General features: G+C 65.2%; 19 protein-coding genes. 9 read left to right on the forward strand and 10 right to left on the reverse strand.

Annotation, left to right across the window (positions count from 1 at the left end; genetic code table 11):
* Positions 1-15: 15 nt before the first annotated feature.
* The 7 genes from ACFQ2S_RS09245 to ACFQ2S_RS09275 all read left to right on the forward strand — a co-directional run bounded on the left by ACFQ2S_RS09245 (position 16) and on the right by ACFQ2S_RS09275 (position 8,439).
* The gene (locus ACFQ2S_RS09245; RefSeq protein WP_386074147.1) at positions 16-648 is read left to right on the forward strand and encodes a phage distal tail protein, Rcc01695 family; all 633 of its coding nucleotides are present in this window, start codon (positions 16-18) and stop codon (positions 646-648) included.
* Positions 648-1,547: a DUF2163 domain-containing protein gene (locus ACFQ2S_RS09250; protein WP_386074149.1), complete on the forward strand. Its 900-nt coding sequence runs from the start codon at positions 648-650 to the stop codon at positions 1,545-1,547. The genes ACFQ2S_RS09245 and ACFQ2S_RS09250 overlap by 1 nt, the downstream gene beginning before the upstream one ends.
* Entirely contained in the window at positions 1,540-2,019 is a 480-nt protein-coding gene (locus ACFQ2S_RS09255; protein WP_386074150.1) for an NlpC/P60 family protein, read from the forward strand. Before ACFQ2S_RS09250 ends, ACFQ2S_RS09255 begins: the two co-directional genes overlap by 8 nt.
* Positions 2,019-5,945: a baseplate multidomain protein megatron gene (locus ACFQ2S_RS09260; protein WP_386074151.1), complete on the forward strand. Its 3,927-nt coding sequence runs from the start codon at positions 2,019-2,021 to the stop codon at positions 5,943-5,945. Before ACFQ2S_RS09255 ends, ACFQ2S_RS09260 begins: the two co-directional genes overlap by 1 nt.
* Complete coding sequence (locus ACFQ2S_RS09265; protein ID WP_386074152.1) at positions 5,938-6,648, forward strand: DUF2793 domain-containing protein; 711 nt, start codon at positions 5,938-5,940, stop codon at positions 6,646-6,648. Before ACFQ2S_RS09260 ends, ACFQ2S_RS09265 begins: the two co-directional genes overlap by 8 nt.
* Positions 6,649-6,746: 98 nt before the next feature.
* A complete protein-coding gene (gene cysE / locus ACFQ2S_RS09270) occupies positions 6,747-7,562 on the forward strand; it encodes a serine O-acetyltransferase (RefSeq protein ID WP_089231792.1) in 816 nt (271 codons plus the stop codon).
* A 1-nt stretch (position 7,563) separates the two neighbouring features.
* A complete protein-coding gene (locus ACFQ2S_RS09275; RefSeq protein WP_386074153.1) occupies positions 7,564-8,439 on the forward strand; it encodes a hypothetical protein in 876 nt (291 codons plus the stop codon).
* A gap of 13 nt (positions 8,440-8,452) precedes the next feature.
* On the opposite strand, the gene ACFQ2S_RS09280 is transcribed toward ACFQ2S_RS09275, so the two are convergent.
* The 10 genes from ACFQ2S_RS09280 to ACFQ2S_RS09325 form a co-directional block, all read right to left on the reverse strand.
* A complete protein-coding gene (locus tag ACFQ2S_RS09280; RefSeq protein ID WP_386074155.1) occupies positions 8,453-9,766 on the reverse strand; it encodes a pyruvate dehydrogenase complex dihydrolipoamide acetyltransferase in 1,314 nt (437 codons plus the stop codon).
* A 10-nt stretch (positions 9,767-9,776) separates the two neighbouring features.
* A complete protein-coding gene (locus ACFQ2S_RS09285; protein ID WP_386074156.1) occupies positions 9,777-11,150 on the reverse strand; it encodes a pyruvate dehydrogenase complex E1 component subunit beta in 1,374 nt (457 codons plus the stop codon).
* A 14-nt stretch (positions 11,151-11,164) separates the two neighbouring features.
* Positions 11,165-12,175, reverse strand: coding sequence for a pyruvate dehydrogenase (acetyl-transferring) E1 component subunit alpha (gene pdhA, locus ACFQ2S_RS09290; protein ID WP_386074157.1), 1,011 nt, complete (start codon positions 12,173-12,175; stop codon positions 11,165-11,167).
* 359 nt (positions 12,176-12,534) lie between these two features.
* Complete coding sequence (locus ACFQ2S_RS09295) at positions 12,535-12,837, reverse strand: FtsB family cell division protein (RefSeq protein ID WP_089231784.1); 303 nt, start codon at positions 12,835-12,837, stop codon at positions 12,535-12,537.
* 163 nt (positions 12,838-13,000) lie between these two features.
* Positions 13,001-14,797 (reverse strand): AMP-dependent synthetase/ligase, encoded by a 1,797-nt coding sequence (locus ACFQ2S_RS09300; RefSeq protein WP_386074159.1) that lies wholly within the window; start codon positions 14,795-14,797, stop codon positions 13,001-13,003.
* A 204-nt stretch (positions 14,798-15,001) separates the two neighbouring features.
* On the reverse strand, positions 15,002-15,931 hold the full coding sequence (locus tag ACFQ2S_RS09305) for a class I fructose-bisphosphate aldolase (protein ID WP_386074160.1): 930 nt from the start codon (positions 15,929-15,931) through the stop codon (positions 15,002-15,004).
* A 231-nt stretch (positions 15,932-16,162) separates the two neighbouring features.
* Positions 16,163-16,756 carry a hypothetical protein gene (locus ACFQ2S_RS09310; RefSeq protein ID WP_386074161.1) on the reverse strand — a complete coding sequence of 198 codons (594 nt, stop codon included), beginning with the start codon at positions 16,754-16,756 and terminating at the stop codon, positions 16,163-16,165.
* 166 nt (positions 16,757-16,922) lie between these two features.
* On the reverse strand, positions 16,923-17,186 hold the full coding sequence (locus tag ACFQ2S_RS09315) for a hypothetical protein (protein WP_386074162.1): 264 nt from the start codon (positions 17,184-17,186) through the stop codon (positions 16,923-16,925).
* A 483-nt stretch (positions 17,187-17,669) separates the two neighbouring features.
* On the reverse strand, positions 17,670-17,939 hold the full coding sequence (locus ACFQ2S_RS09320; protein ID WP_386074163.1) for a hypothetical protein: 270 nt from the start codon (positions 17,937-17,939) through the stop codon (positions 17,670-17,672).
* A gap of 345 nt (positions 17,940-18,284) precedes the next feature.
* Entirely contained in the window at positions 18,285-19,460 is a 1,176-nt protein-coding gene (locus tag ACFQ2S_RS09325) for a phosphoglycerate kinase (RefSeq protein WP_386074164.1), read from the reverse strand.
* A 144-nt stretch (positions 19,461-19,604) separates the two neighbouring features.
* On the opposite strand from ACFQ2S_RS09325, the gene ACFQ2S_RS09330 reads away from it, so the two are divergent.
* Complete coding sequence (locus ACFQ2S_RS09330) at positions 19,605-20,105, forward strand: peptidylprolyl isomerase (RefSeq protein WP_386074165.1); 501 nt, start codon at positions 19,605-19,607, stop codon at positions 20,103-20,105.
* Positions 20,098-20,715 (forward strand): peptidylprolyl isomerase, encoded by a 618-nt coding sequence (locus ACFQ2S_RS09335; protein WP_386074166.1) that lies wholly within the window; start codon positions 20,098-20,100, stop codon positions 20,713-20,715. The genes ACFQ2S_RS09330 and ACFQ2S_RS09335 overlap by 8 nt, the downstream gene beginning before the upstream one ends.
* Positions 20,716-20,795: the final 80 nt, after the last annotated feature.

A 20,795-nucleotide genomic window follows, 5' to 3' on the forward strand; every position in this document is an offset into this window, starting at 1 on the left:
CGAGGAGTATCGGACATGGGGTTTCACGAGGTCAGGTTTCCGGCGGCCTTGAGCTTTGGCTCGATCGGCGGGCCGGAGCGGCGCACCGAGATCGTCACGCTTGCCAACGGGTTCGAGGAGCGCAACACGCCCTGGGCGCATTCCCGTCGGCGCTATGATGCGGGCGTCGGGGTGCGGTCGCTGGACGATCTGCAGCTGCTGATCGCCTTCTTCGAGGGCCGGAGTGGGCAGTTGCACGGGTTTCGCTGGAAGGACTGGACGGACTTCAAGTCCTGCGCTCCGTCCCTCGAGGTGAGCGCGACGGACCAGATACTGGGTGAGGGCGACGGAGTGGCGACCGAGTTCCAACTGTGCCGGCGTTATCTGTCGGGCGGCTCGGAATACGTCCGCCCGATCCGAAAGCCCGTGGCTGGCACGGTGCGCATGGCCGTCGATGGTGCGGTGCAGAGTTCGAACAGTGCCTGGAGCGTCGATTCAACGACCGGGATCGTGACCTTTGCGACGGCGCCTGCAATCGGGGCCAGCGTGACGGCCGGGTTCGAGTTCGACGTGCCGGTCCGGTTCGACACCGAGTCCATCCGGATCTCGGCGGTGGGATTCGAAGCCGGGGAGATCCCGGATGTGCCGGTCGTCGAGGTGCGGGTCTGATGGCGGTTTTCAGTGCTTCGGGCCAGCGTCTGCTGGAGCATCTCGCGAGCGGCTGCACGACGGTGTGTCGCTGCTGGCTGGTCGTTCGAAAGGATGGAAAACAGCTGGGGTTCACCGACCACGACGTCGACGTCGTGCTCGACGGCATGACATTTGCTGCAGCCTCCGGATTTACCGCCTCGGCGCTCGAGCAGACGACCGGGCTGGCGGTGAACAACACCGAGGCCGTGGGCGCGCTGAGCGGGGCGGCAATCACCGAGGATGACATCGGTGCGGGGCGTTACGACGGCGCGACGGTGACCTCATGGCTGGTGAACTGGAAGGATACGGAGGACCGCATGGTCCAGTTTGCGGGAAGTCTCGGCGAGGTCACCCGGTCGGGCGATCTGTTCAAGGCGGAGCTTCGCGGTGTGACGGAGGGGCTGAACCAGCCGCAGGGGAATGTCTATCAAGCCACCTGTTCTGCCGTGCTCGGTGATGTCCGGTGTGGTTTCGACACTGACGCTCCGGGCTTTGCGCTCGAAGCCATCGTGCTCTCAATCTCGGGTGGCACGGTGCTCACGCTTCCGGATGCCGGCGAGCATGAAGACCGCTGGTTCGAACGGGGCCGGCTTGTCGTCCAGGACGGGGTCGCCAGCGGGCTGGTTGGGCTGGTCAAGCGAGACCGGCTCGGGGATGGCGCGCGGGTGGTGGAGCTTTGGCAGGCGTTGCCTTCGGATTTTGCGGTCGGAGACACGGTCCGGCTGGAGGCGGGCTGCGACAAGCGGGCGTCGACCTGTCGAGAGAAATTCGGTAATTTCATGAACTTTCGCGGCTTTCCGCATATTCCGGGTGAGGACTGGCTCACCGCATATCCGAAGCAGGATGACGACAACGATGGAGGAAGCCTCAATGGTTGACCCCCAAGCGATGTCGGTTGCGGCCGTCGAGGACAGGGCCCGCATTGTCGGCCTGGCACGCGGATGGATCGGGACGCCCTATCGCCATCAGGCCTCGGTGAAGGGCGCGGGTGCCGATTGCCTCGGGCTTGTCCGAGGGGTGTGGCGGGAGCTTTTCGGTGAGGAGCCGGAAGCCGTACCCGGTTACACGCAGGACTGGTCGGAGGCAGCCTGTGACGAGCGGCTCTGGCGGGCAGCAGAGCGGCACCTCGTCCGTCTCGAGCTTCCTCGTGCACCAGGGCCCGGTGAGGTTGTGCTGTTCCGGATGCGCGCGGCCGGTGTTGCGAAGCATCTTGGCATCGTCGCCGAGCGGGATGGCCGGCCAAGTTTCATTCACGCCTACAGCGGTCACAGCGTGCTGGAATCCGCGCTCTCCGATCCCTGGAGGAAGCGCATCGTGGCGCGTTTCGCATTTCCGCAAGGAGTTCGATGATGGCAACACTTGTACTTGCGGCGGCCGGCGCGGCGATTGGCGGCGCGGTCGGCGGCACGGCTTTCGGGATCTCCACCGCTGTCATCGGGCGTGCCGTCGGTGCGACGCTTGGCAGGGTGATCGATCAGCGGCTGATGGGCGGGGGCAGCGAGGTCATCGAGACCGGCCGGCTGGAGCGCTTCCGGCTGACGGGTGCGAGTGAAGGGACGGCGATCAACCAGGTCTACGGGCGCATGCGCCTTGGCGGACAGGTCATCTGGTCCTCGAAATTCCTCGAGAAGTCCAAGACGAGCACCGTGCGCGGGAAGGGCGGTGGCGGCGGGACGACGACCAAAAGCTACCGATACTCCGTCAGCCTCGCGATTGCGCTCTGTGAGGGCGAGATCCTGCGCGTGGGGCGTATCTGGGCCGATGGGGTCGAACTTGACCGCGACGGACTGAACATGCGGTTCTATTCCGGGACCGAAGACCAGCTGCCGGACCCGAAGATCGAGGCGGTGGAGGGCACCGAGAATGCGCCTGCCTACCGCGGGCTGGCATATGTCGTTTTCGAGGATCTCCAGCTCGACGCCTTTGGCAATCGCGTGCCGCAGTTCTCCTTCGAGGTGATCCGGGCGACCGATTCCGCCCATGTGCCGGAGGAGGCACGGAGTCTGTCGGAGATGATCGGTGCGGTGGCGATGATCCCGGGCACCGGGGAATATGCGCTGGCGACCACGCCGGTCGAGTATTCCAACGGGATCGGCTGGAAAACTTCTGCGAACGTCAATTCTCCGAGCGGCAAGACGGACTTTGCGACCTCGCTGGAGCACCTGACCGAGGAACTGCCGGAGTGCAGTTCCGTTTCATTCGTGGTTTCCTGGTTCGGGGACGATCTGCGCTGTGGGTCCTGCCGGATCCGGCCGAAGGTCGAGCAGACGGAGGTTGACGGGAACCGGATGCCGTGGCGGGTCAGCGGACTTCAGCGGGCGGATGCGGGGACGGTGCCGAAGCAGGACGGGCGGGCCGTTTATGGTGGCACGCCGACCGACCAGTCCGTGATCGAGGCGATCCGTGCTCTGAAGGCCGCCGGCAGGGAGGTGCTGTTCTATCCGTTCATCCTGATGGAGCAGATGGGGGACAATGCGCTCCCCGATCCCTGGTCGGGCGGCACCGGTCAGAGCGTGCTGCCCTGGCGCGGCCGGATCACGACCTCGCTGGCTCCGGGACTGCCGGGCAGCCCGGACGGAACGGCCGTGGCCACGGACGAGGTGCTCGAGTTCTTCGGCGAGGCGACAGTGACAGATTTTGCGCCCGGTTCGTCGACGGTGGACCTGATCGGCCCGCAGGAATGGTCTTTCCGGCGGTTCATCCTGCATTACGCGCATCTCTGTGCGCTGGCGGGCGGGGTGGATGCGTTCTGCATCGGGTCTGAGATGCGCAGCCTGACCCGAATTCGCGGCGAGGAGGGAAGCTTCCCGGCCGTGGCGGAGCTGCGGCGGCTTGCGGCTGACGTGCGGACTATCCTCGGGGCGGAAACAAAGATCAGCTATGCCGCTGATTGGAGTGAGTATTTCGGATATCAGCCGCAGGACGGGACGGGGGACGTCTACTTCCACCTCGATCCGCTCTGGGCGGATCCGGATATCGACTTCATCGGGATCGACAATTACATGCCGCTGTCCGACTGGCGCGACGGACCGGACCATGCAGATGTCGACTGGCAGTCGATCTATGATGTTGGCTACCTGCGCAGCAACATCGCCGGCGGCGAAGGGTATGACTGGTACTATGCCGACGAGGCCGGGAGAGACGCTCAGGACCGGGTGCCGATCGCCGATGGGGCGCATGGCGAGCCCTGGGTGTTCCGTTACAAGGACATCCTGAACTGGTGGAAGAACCGGCACCACGAGCGCATCGGGGGCGTCCGCCAGAATGGTCCGACCGATTGGGAGCCGGAGAGCAAGCCGATCTGGTTCACCGAACTCGGTTGCGCCGCGATCGACAAAGGCACCAACGAGCCGAACAAGTTCGTCGATCCCAAGTCGTCGGAGTCGACCGTGCCGCATTATTCGAGTGGCACCCGGGATGACCTGATCCAGGCGCAATATTTGCGGGCGATGCATCTTTATTGGCGGGAGGCTGGGAACAACCCGGTTTCGTCCCTATACGGCGGGCCGATGGTGGACATGGACCGGGCCCATGTCTGGGCATGGGATGCGCGCCCGTTCCCGAGTTTTCCCGCCAACGATACGCTTTGGCAGGATGGCGAGAACTATGTCACCGGCCATTGGCTGAACTGGCGGACCAGTTCCGAGACGCTTGCCGCGGTCGTGTCGGAGATCTGCGCCCGTTCCGGGGTCGGGCACGTCGATGTCTCGTCGCTGCACGGGATCGTGCATGGCTATGCCATCGAGGAGGTGGCCGGGGCGCGATCCGCGATCCAGCCGTTGATGCTGGCGCACGGGTTCGATGCGAGCGAGCACGAGGGACACTTGCATTTCCGGACCCGCACGGGGCGCGTCGATCTGGATCTCGATCCGGAGTGGTTGGCCTACACATCCGAACTCGAGGGACGGGTGGAGAAGGTCCGGGCGCCGGAGGCCGAGATGTCAGGGCGTGTACGCCTGAATTACGTGCAGGCGGCGGGTGATTTCGACACTCGGGCGGCGGAGGCCGTGTTCCCGGACGAGACGGATGCTGTCGTGTCGACCTCCGAGCTGCCGATGTCTCTCTCCGGGGCGGAGGCGCAGAGGGTCGTGGAGAGGTGGCTCGCGGAGGCGCGCGTCGCCAGGGAGACGGTTCGGCTGGAGCTGCCGCCCTCCCGGCGCGACGTGGTTGCGGGAGATGTCATCCGTATCACGGGCGACGGCAATGAGATGCTGTATCGTGTCGACCGAGTAGAGGCGGGCGAGGCCCTGAGTCTCGAAGCGGTGCGGGTGGAGCCCGGGGTCTATCGCCCGGCGGCGGATGTGGCTGAAGGACTTCGGCTGAAACCCTATCTGGCGCCCATGCCGGTCTACCCCGTCCTGATGGATCTTCCGCTCCTGACCGGTAGCGAGGATCCCGTGGCGCCCTATCTTGCCGTGACGGCGCGACCATGGCCGGGAAGTGTTGCGCTGTATTCTTCGAGCGAGGATGACGGGTACGAGCTGAACAGCGTGGTCGAGAGCCGCGCCACTATCGGCATCACGGAGAGCATTCTGCCGCGGGCCGAGCCGGGGGTCCTCGACCGAGGGGCTGGCTTGCGCGTGCGGTTCGGATCGGGACTGTTGTCGTCGATCACCGAGACCGCGCTGCTGAACGGAGGCAACGTGGCCGCGATCGGGGATGCCGGTGGGGCGAACTGGGAGGTGTTCCAGTTCGCCGAGGCGACACTGGTCGATACCGACACCTACGAGCTTGGCCTGCGCTTGCGTGGGCAGGTGGGCACAGATGGGGTGATGCCAGCGGAGTGGCCGGTCGGCAGTCTCGTCGTGTTGCTCGACGGGGCGCCGCGGCAGATCGAGATGGCGGATGCGCTGCGCGGGCTCGAGCGGCACTACCGGGTCGGGCCGGCCTCGCAATCCTACGACGGCACCTCGTACACCCACATGGTCGAGGCCTTCGACGGGGTGGGGCTGCGGCCCTACAGGCCGGCGCATCTTCGGGTCTCGACGGATGCCGACGGCACCAAGCGCTTCACCTGGGTACGGCGAACCCGAACAGACGGAGACAGCTGGCAGGCCTACGAGGTGCCTCTGGGCGAGGAGCGGGAGCTTTACCTGCTCAGGGTCGAGGCGGGCGGCGTCGTCCTCAGGGAAGAAACCGTCGGGACCTCCAACTGGAGCTACAGCGCCGCGCAACGCGCGCTCGATGGAAGCGACGGGGGCTTCACGCTCAGCGTCGCGCAGATTTCCGACCGTTTCGGAGCCGGACCTTTCAGGAGTCTTGAGATCAATGACTGACACCCCTTCGCTGACCCTGCCTCTGCTGCAACCCGCGCAGGCGCAGAAACATGTGACCGTGAACGAAGCGCTGGTCCGTTTGGACGGGCTTACCCAGTTGCGGCTGAAGTCCCGGCAGCTGACCGAGCCGCCGGCTTCGGGCGTCGTGGATGGCGATTGCTATGCCGTGGCCACCGGGGCGCAAGGCGATTGGAGCGGGCAGGCGGGCAGGGTCGCCATCGGCTCCAACGGTGGCTGGGTATTTGCACAGCCGCTTGCGGGGTGGCGGGCCTGGATCGAGGACGAGTACAGTTCCGCCGTATTCCTGAACGGCGCCTGGAGCACGGACTGGCTGGCCGGAACAGACAGCGGGGCGGCGTCGCGGATCGAGGTGATCGGAGCCGAGCACGTTGTCACGGCGGGGAGCGCGCAGAACACGACGCTGATGATTCCGAAGGAGTCGATGGTCTTTGCCTGTTCGGCGCGGGTGACCGAAACCCTGACCGGGGGGCTCTCGAGCTGGAGCCTCGGCACGCCGGCGACGCAAGGCCAATTCGGCGCTGGCATGGGGGTGGCCGCGGGGTCCTATTGCACCGGCCTGCTGTCACAGCCGATGACGTTCTATGCCGAGACCGCGGTGCGGCTGACGCCGACAGGGGGGACGTTCGGCGGCGGGAAGTTGCGGCTTGCGCTGCATTGCTACCGGATATCCCTGCCGGGCTGAGGCCGGGTCTTGCCAGCCAACTTTGCGTGTTCTGGGGTTTCTTGTGCGCGGTGTTCCGATTAAATGATATGATCTCCACCGTGAACAGGAGGCTGGCAATGGCCGAGATCAAGGAGCGTCTGGCGACGGTCGACCCGGTTTGGGCGCGCATCAAGCGGGAAGGTGCGGAGGCGGTTGCGTCCGAGCCCCTGCTGGGCGGGCTGATCCATTCCAGCCTGCTGCACCATCCGACGATGGAGCGTGCGCTGGCCTACCGTATGTCGCTGAAGCTGGCATCGGGCGAGATGTCCGAGCAGATCCTGCGCGAGATCGGGGACGAGGCCTATGCCGACGATCCCGATCTTGGGGCGGCGGCGCGGGCCGACCTCGTGGCCACGGTGGATCGCGACCCGGCTTGCCACCGGTTCGTTCAGCCAATCCTGTTCTTCAAGGGATACCAGGCGATCCAGGCCTATCGGATCGGCAACTGGCTGTGGCGGAACGGCCGGCAGGACATGGCCTATTTCGTGCAGATGCGCGTCTCCGAGGTGTTCGGCGTGGATATTCACCCCGCGGCGAAGATCGGGCGCGGTGTGATGATCGACCACGCCCATTCCATCGTGATCGGCGAGACCGCCGTTGTGGGCAACAACGTGTCGATGTTGCACTCTGTTACGTTGGGCGGTACCGGCAAGGAAGATGGCGACCGTCATCCCAAGGTCGGAAACTGCGTGCTGATCGGGGCCGGGGCGAAGATCCTCGGGAATATCACGATCGGCGAATGCAGCCGCGTGGCGGCCGGATCTGTGGTGCTCGAACCGGTGCCGCCGCATGTGACGGTTGCCGGAGTTCCGGCCCGGATCGTCGGGGAGGCGGGTTGCTCGCAGCCCGGGGTCTCGATGGACCAGGTGATCAAGGACGGCGCCGCGGGCTGAGATGATCTCTTTGACCGAGGCGGGCCGGCGTCTGCGCGACCCCTATTGGTGGTTGAACCGGGTCCATGGGCCGTTCACTGCCATGCACCGGCGTTTCGCCCTTCCCGGGTTCGATGCCGGAAAAGCGCCACGGATTGTTTTCCTCATCAAGCTGATCGGTCGCGAGGATGCGGCGGATTGGGACGGCGTGGTTGCCCGACTCCGGACCACGCTGGAGAGCGTCGACCGGCAGGAAGGCGACGGGATCAGTGTTTTCCTCTGCGGGCAGGACCTGCCCGAGGGGCTGAAAACGCGGCACGATCTGCGTTTTGTGCCAGCGCCGAAAGGCCTGAACCGCATCCAGGGCATCGACAAGCAGGCCAAACACAGGATAGGGGCACGGGCCATCGTAGATCAGCTGGACGGACCGGCCTATGTGGTGATGCTGGATGCGGATGATGTTGCGCATCCCGGGCTTTGCACGTTCCTCCGGTCGGACAACAACGGGCGCGGCTATATCGTGGCGGATGGCTACATGTGGGACGTGAACCGCCCACTGGTGACGCGGCTGTCGGCGGAGAGTTCCGGCATGCCCTTTGACGAGATGTGCGGCTCCTGCGGGGTGATCGGGGTGGATCTTTCGAGAAAGCGGACCGCCAAGCGGATCCTCTGCACCCTGCCGCTCAACCACCAGGTGCTGGGCCCCCACATGGCCGCAATGGGCCAGCCGCTGGACGCGGTGCCGTTTCCGGCGATGATCTATGCGGTCAATCACGAGGACAACGTGAGCAGCAAGTTCGGGCGAGACGGGGCGCGCGGTTGGCTTTTTTCCGATCACGGGCTGCGGGGACCGCAGGCCGAGGCGGTCCTCCGCGAGTTTGGCGTGTCGGCGCCCTGAGGCGCCGACGGGATCAGGCCAGCATGCCGATCGGGTTCTCGAGGTTCTCGGTGATCGCCTTGAGCAGTTCGGCCCCGAGCGCACCGTCGATGACCCGGTGATCGACCGAGAGGGTGACCGACATCACGGTCGCCACGGTCAGTTCGCCATCGTCGCCCACCACCGGTTTCTTCACGCCCGCGCCGACGGCCAGGATGGCGCCGTGCGGCGGGTTGATGACGGCGTCGAAATTGTCGATGCCGAACATGCCGAGGTTGGAGATGGCGAAGGTGCCCCCCACGTACTCATGCGGCGCCAGCTTCTTGTTGCGGGCACGGCCGGCGAGATCCTTCATCTCGGCCGAGAGCGCGGAGAGGGACTTCATCTCGGCGTCCTTGAGAACCGGGGTGAAGAGCCCGCCCTCGATGGCCACGGCGACCGCCACGTCGGACGGCTTGAGCTGCAGCATGCGGTCGCCGGCCCAGACGCGGTTGGCTTCCGGAACCTGCTGGAGCGCAAGGGCGCAGGCCTTGATGATGAAGTCGTTCACCGACAGCTTCACGCCGCGGGACTCGAGCTGCTTGTTCAGCGTGGAGCGGAACTTGAGCAGGGCGTCGAGCTTGATGTCGCGGCGCAGGTAGAAATGCGGGATCGTCTGCTTGGCCTCGGTGAGGCGGGCGGCGACGGTCTTGCGCATTCCGTCGAGCGCAACCTCCTCGAACTCCCGGTCGGCGTAGGTCTTGAGCACGGCGTCGGTCGACGGCCCGGCCGGGGCTGCGGCCGGTGCGGCTGCCGCCGGGGCGGCGGCTGCGGGTTGCGCCGGGGCAGCGGACGGCTGCGCATCGATCACGTCGGTCTTGACGATACGGCCACGCGGTCCGGAGCCCTTGATCTGGCTCAGGTCCAGCCCCTTGTCGGCCGCAATCCGGCGGGCAAGGGGCGAGGCGAAGACCCGCGAGCCGTCGGAGGCGACGGGGGCTGCCGGGGCAGGGGCGCCGGATGTGGCGGGTTCTGCCGCAGCGGGAACCGCAGCGGCGGCCGCGGCCTCGGGAGCGGCGGCTGCCGGCGCGGGGGCGGAACTCGCCCCGATATCGTCGGCGCTCTCGCCGTCGCCGAGCATGACCGCGATCGGTGTGTTGACCTTCACACCCTCGGTCCCGGCGGGGACGAGGATCTTGCCGATCACGCCCTCGTCGACGGCTTCGAACTCCATCGTCGCCTTGTCGGTCTCGATCTCGGCCAGGAGATCGCCGGAGGACACTTCATCCCCTTCCTTGACAAGCCATTTGGCGAGCGTCCCTTCCTCCATCGTCGGAGACAGGGCAGGCATCAGAACTTCGGTCGGCATGTCTCGCTCCTCAGCGGTAGGTCACGGCCTTGACGGCGTCGATCACTTCGGCGGTCGTCAGCAGGGCGTGCTTTTCAAGGTTCGCGGCATAGGGCATCGGTACGTCCTTGCCGGTGCAGTTCAGGACCGGCGCATCGAGATAATCGAAGGCGTTGGTCATGATGTAGGAGGACAGGTGGTTGCCGATCGATGCCACAGGCCAGCCTTCTTCGACGGTCACGCAGCGGTTGGTCTTCATGACCGATGCGAGGACGGTGTCGTAGTCGAGCGGGCGCAGGGTCCGCAGGTCGATGACCTCGGCGGAGATGCCTTCTTCGGCCAGCTTGTCGGCTGCTTCGAGCGCATAGGTCATGCCGATACCGAAGGACACGATCGTCACGTCAGTGCCTTCGCGCCAGATCCGGGCCTTGCCGAAGGGGACGGTGTAATCGTCCAGAACGGGGACCTCGAAGGACCGACCATACAGAATCTCGTTCTCCAGGAAGATCACCGGGTTGGGATCGCGGATCGCGGTCTTCATCAGGCCCTTGGCGTCGGAGGCGGAGTACGGCATCACGACCTTCAGGCCCGGGATCTGCGCATACCAGGCGGCATAGTCCTGGCTGTGCTGGGCGGCCACGCGGGCGGCGGCGCCGTTCGGACCGCGGAAAACGATCGGGCACCCCATCTGGCCACCGGACATGTAGAGCGTCTTGGCGGCAGAGTTGATGATGTGGTCGATCGCCTGCATGGCGAAGTTGAACGTCATGAACTCGACGATGGGGCGCAGCCCACCGAAGGCCGAACCGACGGCGAGGCCGGCAAAGCCGTGCTCGGTGATCGGCGTGTCGACGACGCGCTTGGCGCCGAACTGGTCGAGCAGGCCCTGGCTGATCTTGTAGGCGCCCTGGTATTCGGCAACCTCCTCCCCCATCAGATAGACCGTCTCGTCGCGGGTCATCTCCTCGGCCATGGCGTCGCGCAGGGCTTCGCGCACGGTCTGCGACTTCATCTCGGTGCCTTCGGGGTAATCCGGCTCCAGCGTCGCGCTCGCGACCGGCGCTGCGGGAGCGGCGGCGGCGGGTGCAGATGGCGCGGGGGCCGGGGCAGGCGCTTCGGCGGCCGGCGCGGGGGCAGAGGCCACGGCGGCATCTGCGTCCTCGCCCTCTTCGACCAGCACGGCGATCGGCGTGTTCACCTTCACACCCTCGGTGCCGGCGGCGACGAGGATCTTGCCGACGATGCCTTCATCGACGGCTTCGAATTCCATCGTCGCCTTGTCGGTCTCGATCTCGGCCAGGATGTCGCCGGAGGAGACGGTGTCGCCTTCCTTGACCAGCCATTTGGCAAGGGTGCCTTCCTCCATTGTCGGTGACAATGCGGGCATCAATACTTCGGTTGCCATTTCGTGTTTCCCCCTCAGGCGTTCTGCGGCGCCGTTTCGGCGTAGATGTCGGTCCAGAGCTCTTCGAGCGCGGGCTCGGGGCTCTCCTTGGAGAACTCGGCAGCTTCGTTGACGACGTCCTTGATGTCCTTGTCGATCGCCTTGAGCTCGTCTTCGGTTGCATGGTTGCCGGAGAGCAGAAGCTGGCGCACATGTTCGATGGCGTCACGCTCCTCGCGCATCTTCTGCACCTCTTCGCGCGTCCGGTATTTCGCCGGGTCGGACATGGAGTGTCCGCGGTAGCGATAGGTCTTGACCTCGAGGATGTAGGGGCCGTTGCCGGCGCGGCACTGGGCCACCGCCTTTTCGCTCGCGGCCTTCACGGCCAGGACGTCCATCCCGTCGACTTCCTCGCCCGCGATGCCGTAGGCGGCGCCGCGTTCCCACAGGCTCGGCGACTTGGTGGAGCGGGCAACGCTGGTGCCCATGGCATACTGGTTGTTCTCGATCACGAAGATCACCGGCAGATTCCAGAGTTGCGCCATGTTGTAGGTCTCGTAGACTTGGCCCTGGTTGGCGGCGCCATCACCGAAATAGGTGAAGGTCACACGGCCGTTCTCGAAATACTTGTCGGCGAAGGCGAGACCGGCGCCAAGCGGCACCTGGGCGCCGACGATGCCGTGGCCGCCATAGAAATGCTTCTCCTTCGAGAACATGTGCATCGAGCCGCCCTTGCCCTTCGAATAGCCGCCTTCGCGACCGGTAAGCTCGGCCATGACGCCCTTCGGGTCCATGCCGCAGGCAAGCATGTGTCCGTGGTCACGGTACGAGGTGATGCGTTTGTCGCCTTCCTCTGCCGCGGCCTCCAGGCCGACAACCACCGCTTCCTGACCGATATAGAGGTGACAGAAACCGCCGATGAGGCCCATGCCGTAGAGCTGGCCGGCCTTTTCCTCGAACCGTCGTATGAGAAGCATGTCGCGGTAGTAACCGAGCAACTCCTCCTTGGAGACGTTCGGTTTCTTTGTCGTCCGTCGCGTTGCCATACGCAGGGCCTCCCTCTTCGAAAAGTAGTTTAACGTTGAATTATCAACTAGCAGACCCTGCGTTCCACTGCATACTAAAAAGTGCCGCTGAGGCAGCGAATGAGCCCCAGGCGATCGAAAAGCCGTTATGCACGCCGCGGGACGGTGACATGACGAGGCGGCGGCGGTGGAGTGTTGCAGTTGGCTTTCAGGCTCCGGCAAGGCGCGGGGTTTCGCCTGTAACAGTGCGTAAACCGTCGACGTTTGCGCAAACATCACAATCGATCAACTTGGCCAGCGAGTTCCCAGTTGGCTCGATGTGGAAGTGTCGAGAGGGGGAAGGCCTGCGGTTCGTGCCGCCCGATGCCCGTGACGGGGAATCAGCGGACGACGATCTCGTCGGCGCGGATCAGGCCGAGGATCTCGCGGGCCTGCTGGTCGAGCAGGTCGAGGTCCAGGTAGTCTTCCGACAGGCGTTGCGTCTTGTTGCGCATCTCGGCGACAGCCACTTCGAGACGCGCACGCTCGGCTTCCATCGCGCGGGTCTCGGCCTCGATCTCGATGCGGCGGAACAGGCCGTAATCGCCCTGAACGGCGGCGAACGTGAAATACATCGCCAGCGACAGGCTCACCGTCAGGAAGACGGCCGATTTGAATGCGGGACGCGACTGGGAACTGCTCATTCTTCTGCCTCGGGGCCGCCTCTGATCGGGGGCTTGTTCGAGAAAACTGTCACATTCGCCGGGGTATTGGAACTGTGAAGCATCGCGCCAATCGCGATTGTTGATTTCGGTGGCCGTAGTGAGTCGCCGCTGCAACACCGGGCGGCGCCGGTCTCAGGCGGGATCAACCGCGGTCCCGCGCGTAGAGCGCGGCGATCTGCTCCGCGAAGGCGGCGACGATGCGTTCGCGCCGGAGCTTGAGTGTCGGCGTCACCAGGCGCTGCTCCACCGTCCATTCCTCCAGCATCGCGTGATAGGCCCGGATCTGCTGATGGGACGGGTAATCCTTGAGATGCGCCTTGATGCGAGGCAGCAGAACCTTCTCGGCCTCGGGGGCATTCGGGCGCTCGGGGTCGAGGCCATGGGAAGCTGCGAGCTCTGCCCAGATCTCGCCTTTCAGTACCAACAGCACCGACAGGTATGGACGGCCGTCGCCGGCGACGCAGACCTGATCGAACAGCGGGTCGGCCTCGAGCTCGGTTTCGATAGGCCGGGGATTGACGTTCTCGCCGTTGGACAGAACGAGGATGTGCTTGAGCCGGCCGGTGACGCTGATCCGCCCGCCCTCGATCGCGCCGAGATCGCCCGTCCTGAGCCAGCCCTCCGGGTCGATCATTGCCTCCGTCGCCTCCTGGTTCTGCCAGTAACCCTTCATCGCGGCGGGCGAGCGGACCCGGATCTCCCCCTTGTCAGTCAGACGCACCTCGATTCCGGGCAGAGCGAAGCCCACGGAGCCGGGCACGTAATCCTTTTGCAGGGAGGCGGTCACGACGGGGCCGGCCTCGGTCAGCCCGTAGCCCTCCACCATCGGGATTCCGAGACCGATCAGGTCTCGCGCGATTTCCGGCGGGAAAGTCGCGCCGCCAGACACCGCCACGCGCAATCTGCCGCCGAAGGCATCCTGGACCTTGCGTGCCACCAGACGGTCCAGCAGGGGCCAGATCAGCCGTTCGCCGAGGCTCGGGCCGGGGCCGACGCCTGCGCGGGAGGCGAAGCGCTGCCAACCGATCCGCCCCGTCATCTCGAAGAGGCGCAGGCGGACGGTGCTCTCGCTCGCGGAGCGCCGGGCGGCCGAGTAGATCGATTCGTAGAAGCGCGGCACCGCCATGATCACCGTCGGCCGCAGGGTCGCCATGTCCTGGCGCAGGCGCAGCAACGACGGGGCATAGGCCACGCAGGCGCCGCCGAGCATCGGCAGGACATATCCCATCGTCCGTTCGAACCCATGCGCCAGCGGCAGGATCGACAGGAAGACATCGTCGGTGACCGGCGGGAAGACGGCGGCCACACCCTCGGCATTGGCCAGCAGCGCACGGTGGGTCAACATGGCACCCTTCGGCGCGCCGGTGGTTCCGGAGGTGTAGATCAGCGCGGCCACGTCCTCCGGGCCGCTCTGCTCCTGAGTGTCGACCCCGGAAGCCAGTTCGAGGGCATCGGAAAAGGCCACAGCCGGGGCGGGCAGGGTATCGTCGGATGCAGGGTCGTGGATCCAGACCGTGTCGATGAAATCGGACCGCTCCATTGCGTCCCGGATCTTCTGCCAGCGCGCCGCATTGTCCATGAGAACCAGCCTTGGCCGGGCGTCCGACAGCACGTAGGCAGTGCTGGAGACCGCATCGTTCGTATAAAGCGGCACAACCGGCAGGCCGAGCTTGTGCGCGGCCATGTCGTAGCAGACCCAGTCGAGGCAGTTGCCGAGAAAGATCGCGACCCGGTCTCCCTTGGCGAGGCCCAGGGTGGCCATCGCGCCCGCGACTTTGTCTACTCGCGCCAATACCTCGCGCCAGGTGACACTGCTCCATGCGCCCGTGGCCTTGTCAAATTGCTGATAGGCGGGTGCATCTGGCGCGCGTTCGGTGCGCGCCTGCAGAAGGCCATACATCGTTCCGGCCGCTGCGGCCGAAATCAGGTCCACCCCCATGGCGCCCATCCTCCCGTTACTTTTGTTGGCCGCCGCATTCGCGCCGGCGTCACTGCCCTTCCCAGGGTTCGTCCTGCAATCATAGGTAGATGGGCCCCGGCCGGGAACCCTTTCAATTGCGGCAACGAAAACGGCCCGGGACTCGCAGGTCCCGGGCCGTGTTGTCTTTCGATGCCGGCGTATGTTGCACGCCGGCGCGTGGGATCAGGCCTTGCCCTTGTAGATGTCCACCAGCTTGGCGAAGAGGTCGAGCGCCTCGGCGCGCGGACGCTGGAAGGAGTTCCGGCCGATGATCGAGCCGTTGCCGCCGCCGTCGCGGATGGCGCGGGCGTCGTCGTAGACGCTGTCGGCCCCCTTCTTGGCGCCGCCCGAGAAGACGACGATCCGCTTGCCGTCAAAACAGTTGTCGACGCAATGCTTGACGCGGGCCGTCAGGGTCGAGATGTCGACGCCGTTTTCTTCATAGACCTTGCGGGCCTCGTCCTGCATGACGTGGTCGGTGGTCAGCTTGATCTTGATGATGTGGGCGCCAAGCAGGGCGGCGATGTGGGCGGCATAGGCGCCGACGTCGATCGCGGTTTCGCCGTCCTTGGTCACGCCTTCACCGCGCGGATAGGACCAGATCACGGTGGCGACGCCCTTCGAGGCGGCTTCCTTGCGCATCTCGACGATCTCTTCGAACATGTCGAACATCACGTCGGAGCCGGGATAGATAGTGAAGCCGATGGCCGAGCAGCCGAGGCGCAGCGCATCGTCGACCGAGGCGGTGACGGCCTGGTTCTTGGCGGCGGTGCCGGACATCAGCGAGTTGGCGGAGTTCACCTTGAGGATCGTCGGGATCTGGCCGGCGAAGGTGTCGGCGCCGGCTTCCAGCGAGCCGAGAGGGGCGGCATAGGCGTTGAGCCCGGCGTCAATTGCCAGCTGGTAGTGGTAATGCGGGTCGAAGCCTGCCGGGTTGGGGCAGAAGGAACGGTGCCCGCCGTGCTCGAACCCCTGGTCGACGGGCAGGATGATCATCTTGCCCGTGCCGCCGAGCTTCCCGGACATGAGCATGCGGCAGAGGTTGGCCTTCACGCCCGGCGTTTCGCCCTCGTAATTCGCGAGGATACGGCTAACAGCTCTGGTGGCTTTCATGGATTCGATCCCTATGCTGTGGATTGCAGTTGCGGGGTAGAAGCCTGTTAATCGGGACGCAAGCGAGTTAGCGCTAACTGGACGCCAAGTCGCAGGATGAGAGCTGTGAAAACAGGTTTCTGGCGCGTGAAACACGGTTTCGACGCATTTTAGAGCGGTGCTTCGGTGGCGGCCAAAACCGGCTCAGTCCCCGGATGCAGGGAAAGCCTCAAGGCAGAAGAAGGGATGGGATCAGAGGCCGCAGTCTGCCAGCACATCCCGCTCGGCCGCGCCGAACGCGGGATTGGTGTCGGCCAGCGAACGGGGCAGGGCGCGGTCCTCGAAGACGTCGAACCCGCCGACGATCTCGGCGAAGCCGCAGACCGTTTCGGGCTCCGGCGCGCTGCGGAGCAACTCGCTCAGGATATCCAGCGGGCCGTTGCCGAAAAGCACGAGCGCACCGGCATCGATCAGCGGCGCCATGGCGTCGAGATAGGCCGTGCTCGCGAGCCTGCCCTCCAGAAAGAGCTTGTTCAGCGTGCCGACAACCACCGCGCCCTGCGCCGTCTTCGCCGGAAACCCGGCGTCGAGCAGTTTCTGGACATTGGGGCCGGGGTTGGCCGACATCACCGCGAATCCCATGGACTGCATGTCGATCTGGCCGGTGGTGATATCGTCCCGCACGCAATCGCCCAGCTTCTGGCTGCCTTCGGGACGAGGGGTTACGGTCAGGTATTTTACCTCTTCGACGCACTGCTTTCGATAATCGGAGACAGGCACGCCCTGCGCGGCGGCAAGCAAAGGGGCCGTGAGGGTGGCGAGGGCGAGGGCAATGGCTCTGCGCAATTCGGAACTCCATGCATTCGAGCGGCGCTCGACCGGGTGTTCGAACATCATAGAGAGTGGGCGGGCGAGTTGAAACGCCCGACCTCCGCAGAAGCGGAGATGGGCCGGGCCTCGGTGAGGCGACCGGCCCGGTGGGTAGAAGGCGTGCGCCTCTGCCGGTATCCGCTTACTGGGCGGTGGCGGTGCGGGTCAGAGCATTGACCGCGGCAACGCCATTCTCGCCATCGCTCCGGAAATCGATCGACACCCGGTCGCCGGCCTGCAGGTCTTCGGGAACCGCAAGGTTGGCCGCGAGCGGCCAGACGGTCAGGTCTTCGAGCACCAGGATGCTCGCCACGCGGTCATAGGCAAGGATGAGACCTTCGGTTTCATCGGCGGCGGCGGGCAGGACGCTCAGGGTGGCGAGGGCGCTGGCAAGAAGAAGGCGCATGTGGTGTTTCGATCCATGGAGGAGGGCACTCTCGGCACGTTCTCGCGCCTGCAGTCGCCGGGCGGAGCCTCGCGCCCGGATTGATCGTAATTGGGATGCGGACCCGCGGCGTGCAAGTCTTGCGCGATAAAAATTAAATGCTGCGAGATCAGCAGGTTGATCAGGGTCTAGCGCAGTCGCTTCCGTTGCGGCACTTCGGAAAAGGTCTCGCCCTCGCGGATAATGGAAAAAGGGCGGGCGCATGGCCGGCGCATGCAGTGATTGCTGAAGGGCCGCGATGATGCGAAGGGGCGCTTCAATTGAACGAGGGCCTTGCCGACCTTGCGGACATCCGGCTCAGATTGTCAGATGGCCGTGATAAGCCCCAACCCAAAATGCCGCGCCTTCGCCCCCTTTACCCGCAGCGTTTAATCAATCTTGGTGCCGGCGGAGATGCGCGGGTGAATCTGAGCACTCCACCATCTCCTGATCCAACTCAGAAGATCAGGTGCCGCCTTCAACTTCGATGTAGAATTCAATCGGATCGATCACTGTGTGTTGAGCCTTGCTCGCTGCGGCCTCTGACGATCCTAGTATGGCCTTCATCTTATCAAGATCTGCGCCTTCAAAGACGATTGACACTCGATCTTGATCGGAATGCCTGAATATCCGGTGGCCCGAACAAAAGCCGGAGAAGGTTTTTGTGCGCACCTCTCCTCCGCCTAGCCATGTGTCCATGTTCCCAACCGCGTGGGTTACAACAACCGTCGTCATCTGGATTCCCCCTGTTTCTGCCGTGTACGTCTGACGTAACGGCAACTTCCAACCTAACAGGTTTGATTGGAATCCCCTACAACTCTTGGAAAGCCCGTGGTGTCCGCCGAGCAAGCCGTCTCCAAGTGCGATCCAGCTTTGGCTATGCGCAGATAGCCGATCTTTCAGTCAAGGAATTCGTCGATAGGTATCTGGGGGACGTCCGCCCTGTTGTTCCTCGAACAAGCTGAACTGCCCCCCAAAAAAACGCCCAGCATGGAGATTGGCTGGGCGTCATCAGCTCGATATTTGCCGCACTGGCTGGGCGCAGGGGGCCGGCCTTCCCGGTCGTTCCCGGGGCGGGCCTTAGCCGAGGGCGGCCACGCCGGGCAATTCCTTGCCTTCCATCCATTCGAGGAAGGCGCCGCCTGCGGTGGAGATGTAGGTGAAGTTTTCCGCCGCGCCGGACTTGTTGAGTGCCGAAACCGTGTCGCCGCCACCGGCGACGGTGATCAGCTTGCCTTCGGCGGTCAGCTCGGCCGCGGCCAGGGCGGCCTCAAAGGTGCCCTTGTGGAACGGCTCGATCTCGAAGGCGCCGAGCGGCCCGTTCCAGATCAGCGTCTTGCATTGGGCAAACACGCCCTTGAGCGCCTCGACCGTGGCCGGGCCGGCGTCGAGGATCATCTTGTCGGCGGGGCATTGGTCCACGGGCAGGATCTCGTTGGCGGCACCGGCGGCGAATTCACCTGCGACCACGATGTCCACCGGCAGGTGGATGGTGCATCCGGTGCTCTCGGCCTTCGCCAGGATGGCGCGGGCAGTGTCGGCCATGTCGCGCTCGGCCAGCGAGGAGCCGATCTCGACGCCCTTGGCAACGAGGAAGGTGTTGGCCATGCCGCCGCCGATCACCAGGTGGTCAACCTTCTCGATCAGGTTGCTCAGCAGGTCGAGCTTGGTGGAGACCTTGGCACCGCCGACAACGGCGACCACCGGGCGCTCCGGTCTGCCGAGCGCGGCTTCGAGCGCACCGAGTTCCTGCGCCATCAGGCGGCCGGCGCAGTTGGGCAGAAGCTTGGCCACACCCTCCGTCGAGGCGTGTGCGCGGTGGGCGGCGGAGAATGCGTCGTTGCAGTAGACGTCGCCGAGCGAGGCGAGGAACTTCGCCATCTCGGGGTCATTGTCGGTTTCCATCGGGGTGAAGCGGGTGTTTTCCACCAGAACCACTGCGCCGGCGGGCAGGGCCTCGAGTTCCGCGCGGGAGGGCTTTTCGATGAAGGTCACGGATTGGCCCAGCTTCTCTTCCAGCGTCGGCACGGTGATCTTCAGGCTCATCTCGGGGACGACCTGGCCCTTGGGCCGGCCGAAATGAGCCAGCATCACGGGCTTGCCACCCTTGGCGAGAATGCCCTTGATCGTCGGCACGATGCGTTCGATCCGGGTCGCGTCGGTCACCACGCCATCCTTGACGGGTACGTTGATATCGACACGAACCAGCACGATCTTGCCGTCAAGGTCCATGTCGTCGAGTGTCTTCCAGCTCATCAGAGGCTCCTTTCGAAAGGCTCACGCGCTTCCTATCGCAAGCCCCCGGAGGCAGCTATGGGCTTTCGGTTTCCGCTAACGCGGTTTAGGGTCGCGCCGACCCGCGGGGGGGAATACCCGCCATGCAAGATCGAGGAGGGCCCGATGGCCGAAATCAAGGATCCCGAGAACACCATCATCATGGAGCTGAAGGGCGGTAATGTGGTGATCGAACTGCTGCCCGACGTGGCGCCCAAGCACAGCGAGCGGATGAAGGAACTGGCCCGGGCCGGCGCCTATGACGGCGTCGTGTTTCACCGTGTGATCGACGGCTTCATGGCCCAGACCGGCGACGTCGCCCACGGCAAGGCCGGCGGTGACCTGCGCCGCGCCGGCACCGGCGGCTCCGAGCATCCGGACCTGCCGGCGGAGTTCTCCAAGCTGCCCCATTCGCGCGGAACGCTGGGCGCTGCCCGCTCGCAGAATCCGAACTCGGCCAACAGCCAGTTCTTCATCAACTTCAAGGACAACGACTTCCTGAACGGGCAGTACACCGTCTATGGCCGCGTGATCGACGGTATGGAGCATGTCGACGCCATCACCCGTGGCGAGCCGCCCGCGAACCCCGACCGCATGATCTCGGTCAAGGTGGCCGCCGATGTCTGACAGCAAGCTTTTCGCCGGCGGCCTCTTTGCCGTCGGGCTGGCCATCCTTGCCGGCTTCTTCCTGATGACCAACGGCAGCCAGAGCCCGGCCGTGGCGGCCGAGGACACGGCCGGGCCGAACCTCGTGATCGAGGTCGGCGGCGCGACCGAGGGGCGGATCGTGATCGACCTTCTGGCCGATGTGGCCCCGCAACATGCCGAGCGGCTTGCCGCGCTGGCCGACTCCGGCGCCTATGACGGGGTGGTGTTCCACCGCGTGATCGACGGCTTCATGGCCCAGACTGGCGACGTGCAGTTCGGCAAGGCGGGTGGCGACACCTCGCGCGCCGGCATGGGCGGCTCCGAGATGGCCGACCTGCCGGCCGAGTTCAGCGATGTCTCCTTCGAGCGGGGCGTCGTCGGCATGGCCCGCTCGCAGAACCCGAACTCGGCCAACAGCCAGTTCTTCATCATGTTCGCCCCGGCGCCGCACCTGAACGGCCAGTACACGGTGGTCGGCCGCGTGATCGAGGGCATGGACGTGGTCGATGCCATCAAGAAGGGGAACGCCGCCGCCAACGGCTCGGTGGCGGATCCCGACCGGATGGTCTCGGTCAGCGTCGAACGCTGAGACAGGCCCGGCGCGGCCGTCGCGCCGGGGATGCAAGCTTGCCGGGGTCCGTCGGAACGGCCAGGCCCCGGCGCCCAGCC

The sequence above is a fragment of the Tropicimonas aquimaris genome (assembly GCF_042676185.1).
Classification (GTDB): domain Bacteria; phylum Pseudomonadota; class Alphaproteobacteria; order Rhodobacterales; family Rhodobacteraceae; genus Tropicimonas; species Tropicimonas aquimaris.

Coding starts and splice junctions, on each gene's coding strand:
- cysE (WP_089231792.1), top strand. CDS start 6,747: ATGGCCGAGATCAAGGAGCGTCTGGCGACGGTCGACCCGGTTTGGGCG.
- ACFQ2S_RS09295 (WP_089231784.1), bottom strand. CDS start 12,837: ATGAGCAGTTCCCAGTCGCGTCCCGCATTCAAATCGGCCGTCTTCCTG.
- ACFQ2S_RS09245 (WP_386074147.1), top strand. CDS start 16: ATGGGGTTTCACGAGGTCAGGTTTCCGGCGGCCTTGAGCTTTGGCTCG.
- ACFQ2S_RS09260 (WP_386074151.1), top strand. CDS start 2,019: ATGGCAACACTTGTACTTGCGGCGGCCGGCGCGGCGATTGGCGGCGCG.
- ACFQ2S_RS09315 (WP_386074162.1), bottom strand. CDS start 17,186: ATGCGCCTTCTTCTTGCCAGCGCCCTCGCCACCCTGAGCGTCCTGCCC.
- ACFQ2S_RS09265 (WP_386074152.1), top strand. CDS start 5,938: ATGACTGACACCCCTTCGCTGACCCTGCCTCTGCTGCAACCCGCGCAG.
- ACFQ2S_RS09320 (WP_386074163.1), bottom strand. CDS start 17,939: ATGACGACGGTTGTTGTAACCCACGCGGTTGGGAACATGGACACATGG.
- ACFQ2S_RS09250 (WP_386074149.1), top strand. CDS start 648: ATGGCGGTTTTCAGTGCTTCGGGCCAGCGTCTGCTGGAGCATCTCGCG.
- ACFQ2S_RS09330 (WP_386074165.1), top strand. CDS start 19,605: ATGGCCGAAATCAAGGATCCCGAGAACACCATCATCATGGAGCTGAAG.
- ACFQ2S_RS09285 (WP_386074156.1), bottom strand. CDS start 11,150: ATGGCAACCGAAGTATTGATGCCCGCATTGTCACCGACAATGGAGGAA.
- ACFQ2S_RS09275 (WP_386074153.1), top strand. CDS start 7,564: ATGATCTCTTTGACCGAGGCGGGCCGGCGTCTGCGCGACCCCTATTGG.
- ACFQ2S_RS09300 (WP_386074159.1), bottom strand. CDS start 14,797: ATGGGGGTGGACCTGATTTCGGCCGCAGCGGCCGGAACGATGTATGGC.
- ACFQ2S_RS09280 (WP_386074155.1), bottom strand. CDS start 9,766: ATGCCGACCGAAGTTCTGATGCCTGCCCTGTCTCCGACGATGGAGGAA.
- ACFQ2S_RS09305 (WP_386074160.1), bottom strand. CDS start 15,931: ATGAAAGCCACCAGAGCTGTTAGCCGTATCCTCGCGAATTACGAGGGC.
- pdhA (WP_386074157.1), bottom strand. CDS start 12,175: ATGGCAACGCGACGGACGACAAAGAAACCGAACGTCTCCAAGGAGGAG.
- ACFQ2S_RS09325 (WP_386074164.1), bottom strand. CDS start 19,460: ATGAGCTGGAAGACACTCGACGACATGGACCTTGACGGCAAGATCGTG.
- ACFQ2S_RS09255 (WP_386074150.1), top strand. CDS start 1,540: ATGGTTGACCCCCAAGCGATGTCGGTTGCGGCCGTCGAGGACAGGGCC.
- ACFQ2S_RS09335 (WP_386074166.1), top strand. CDS start 20,098: ATGTCTGACAGCAAGCTTTTCGCCGGCGGCCTCTTTGCCGTCGGGCTG.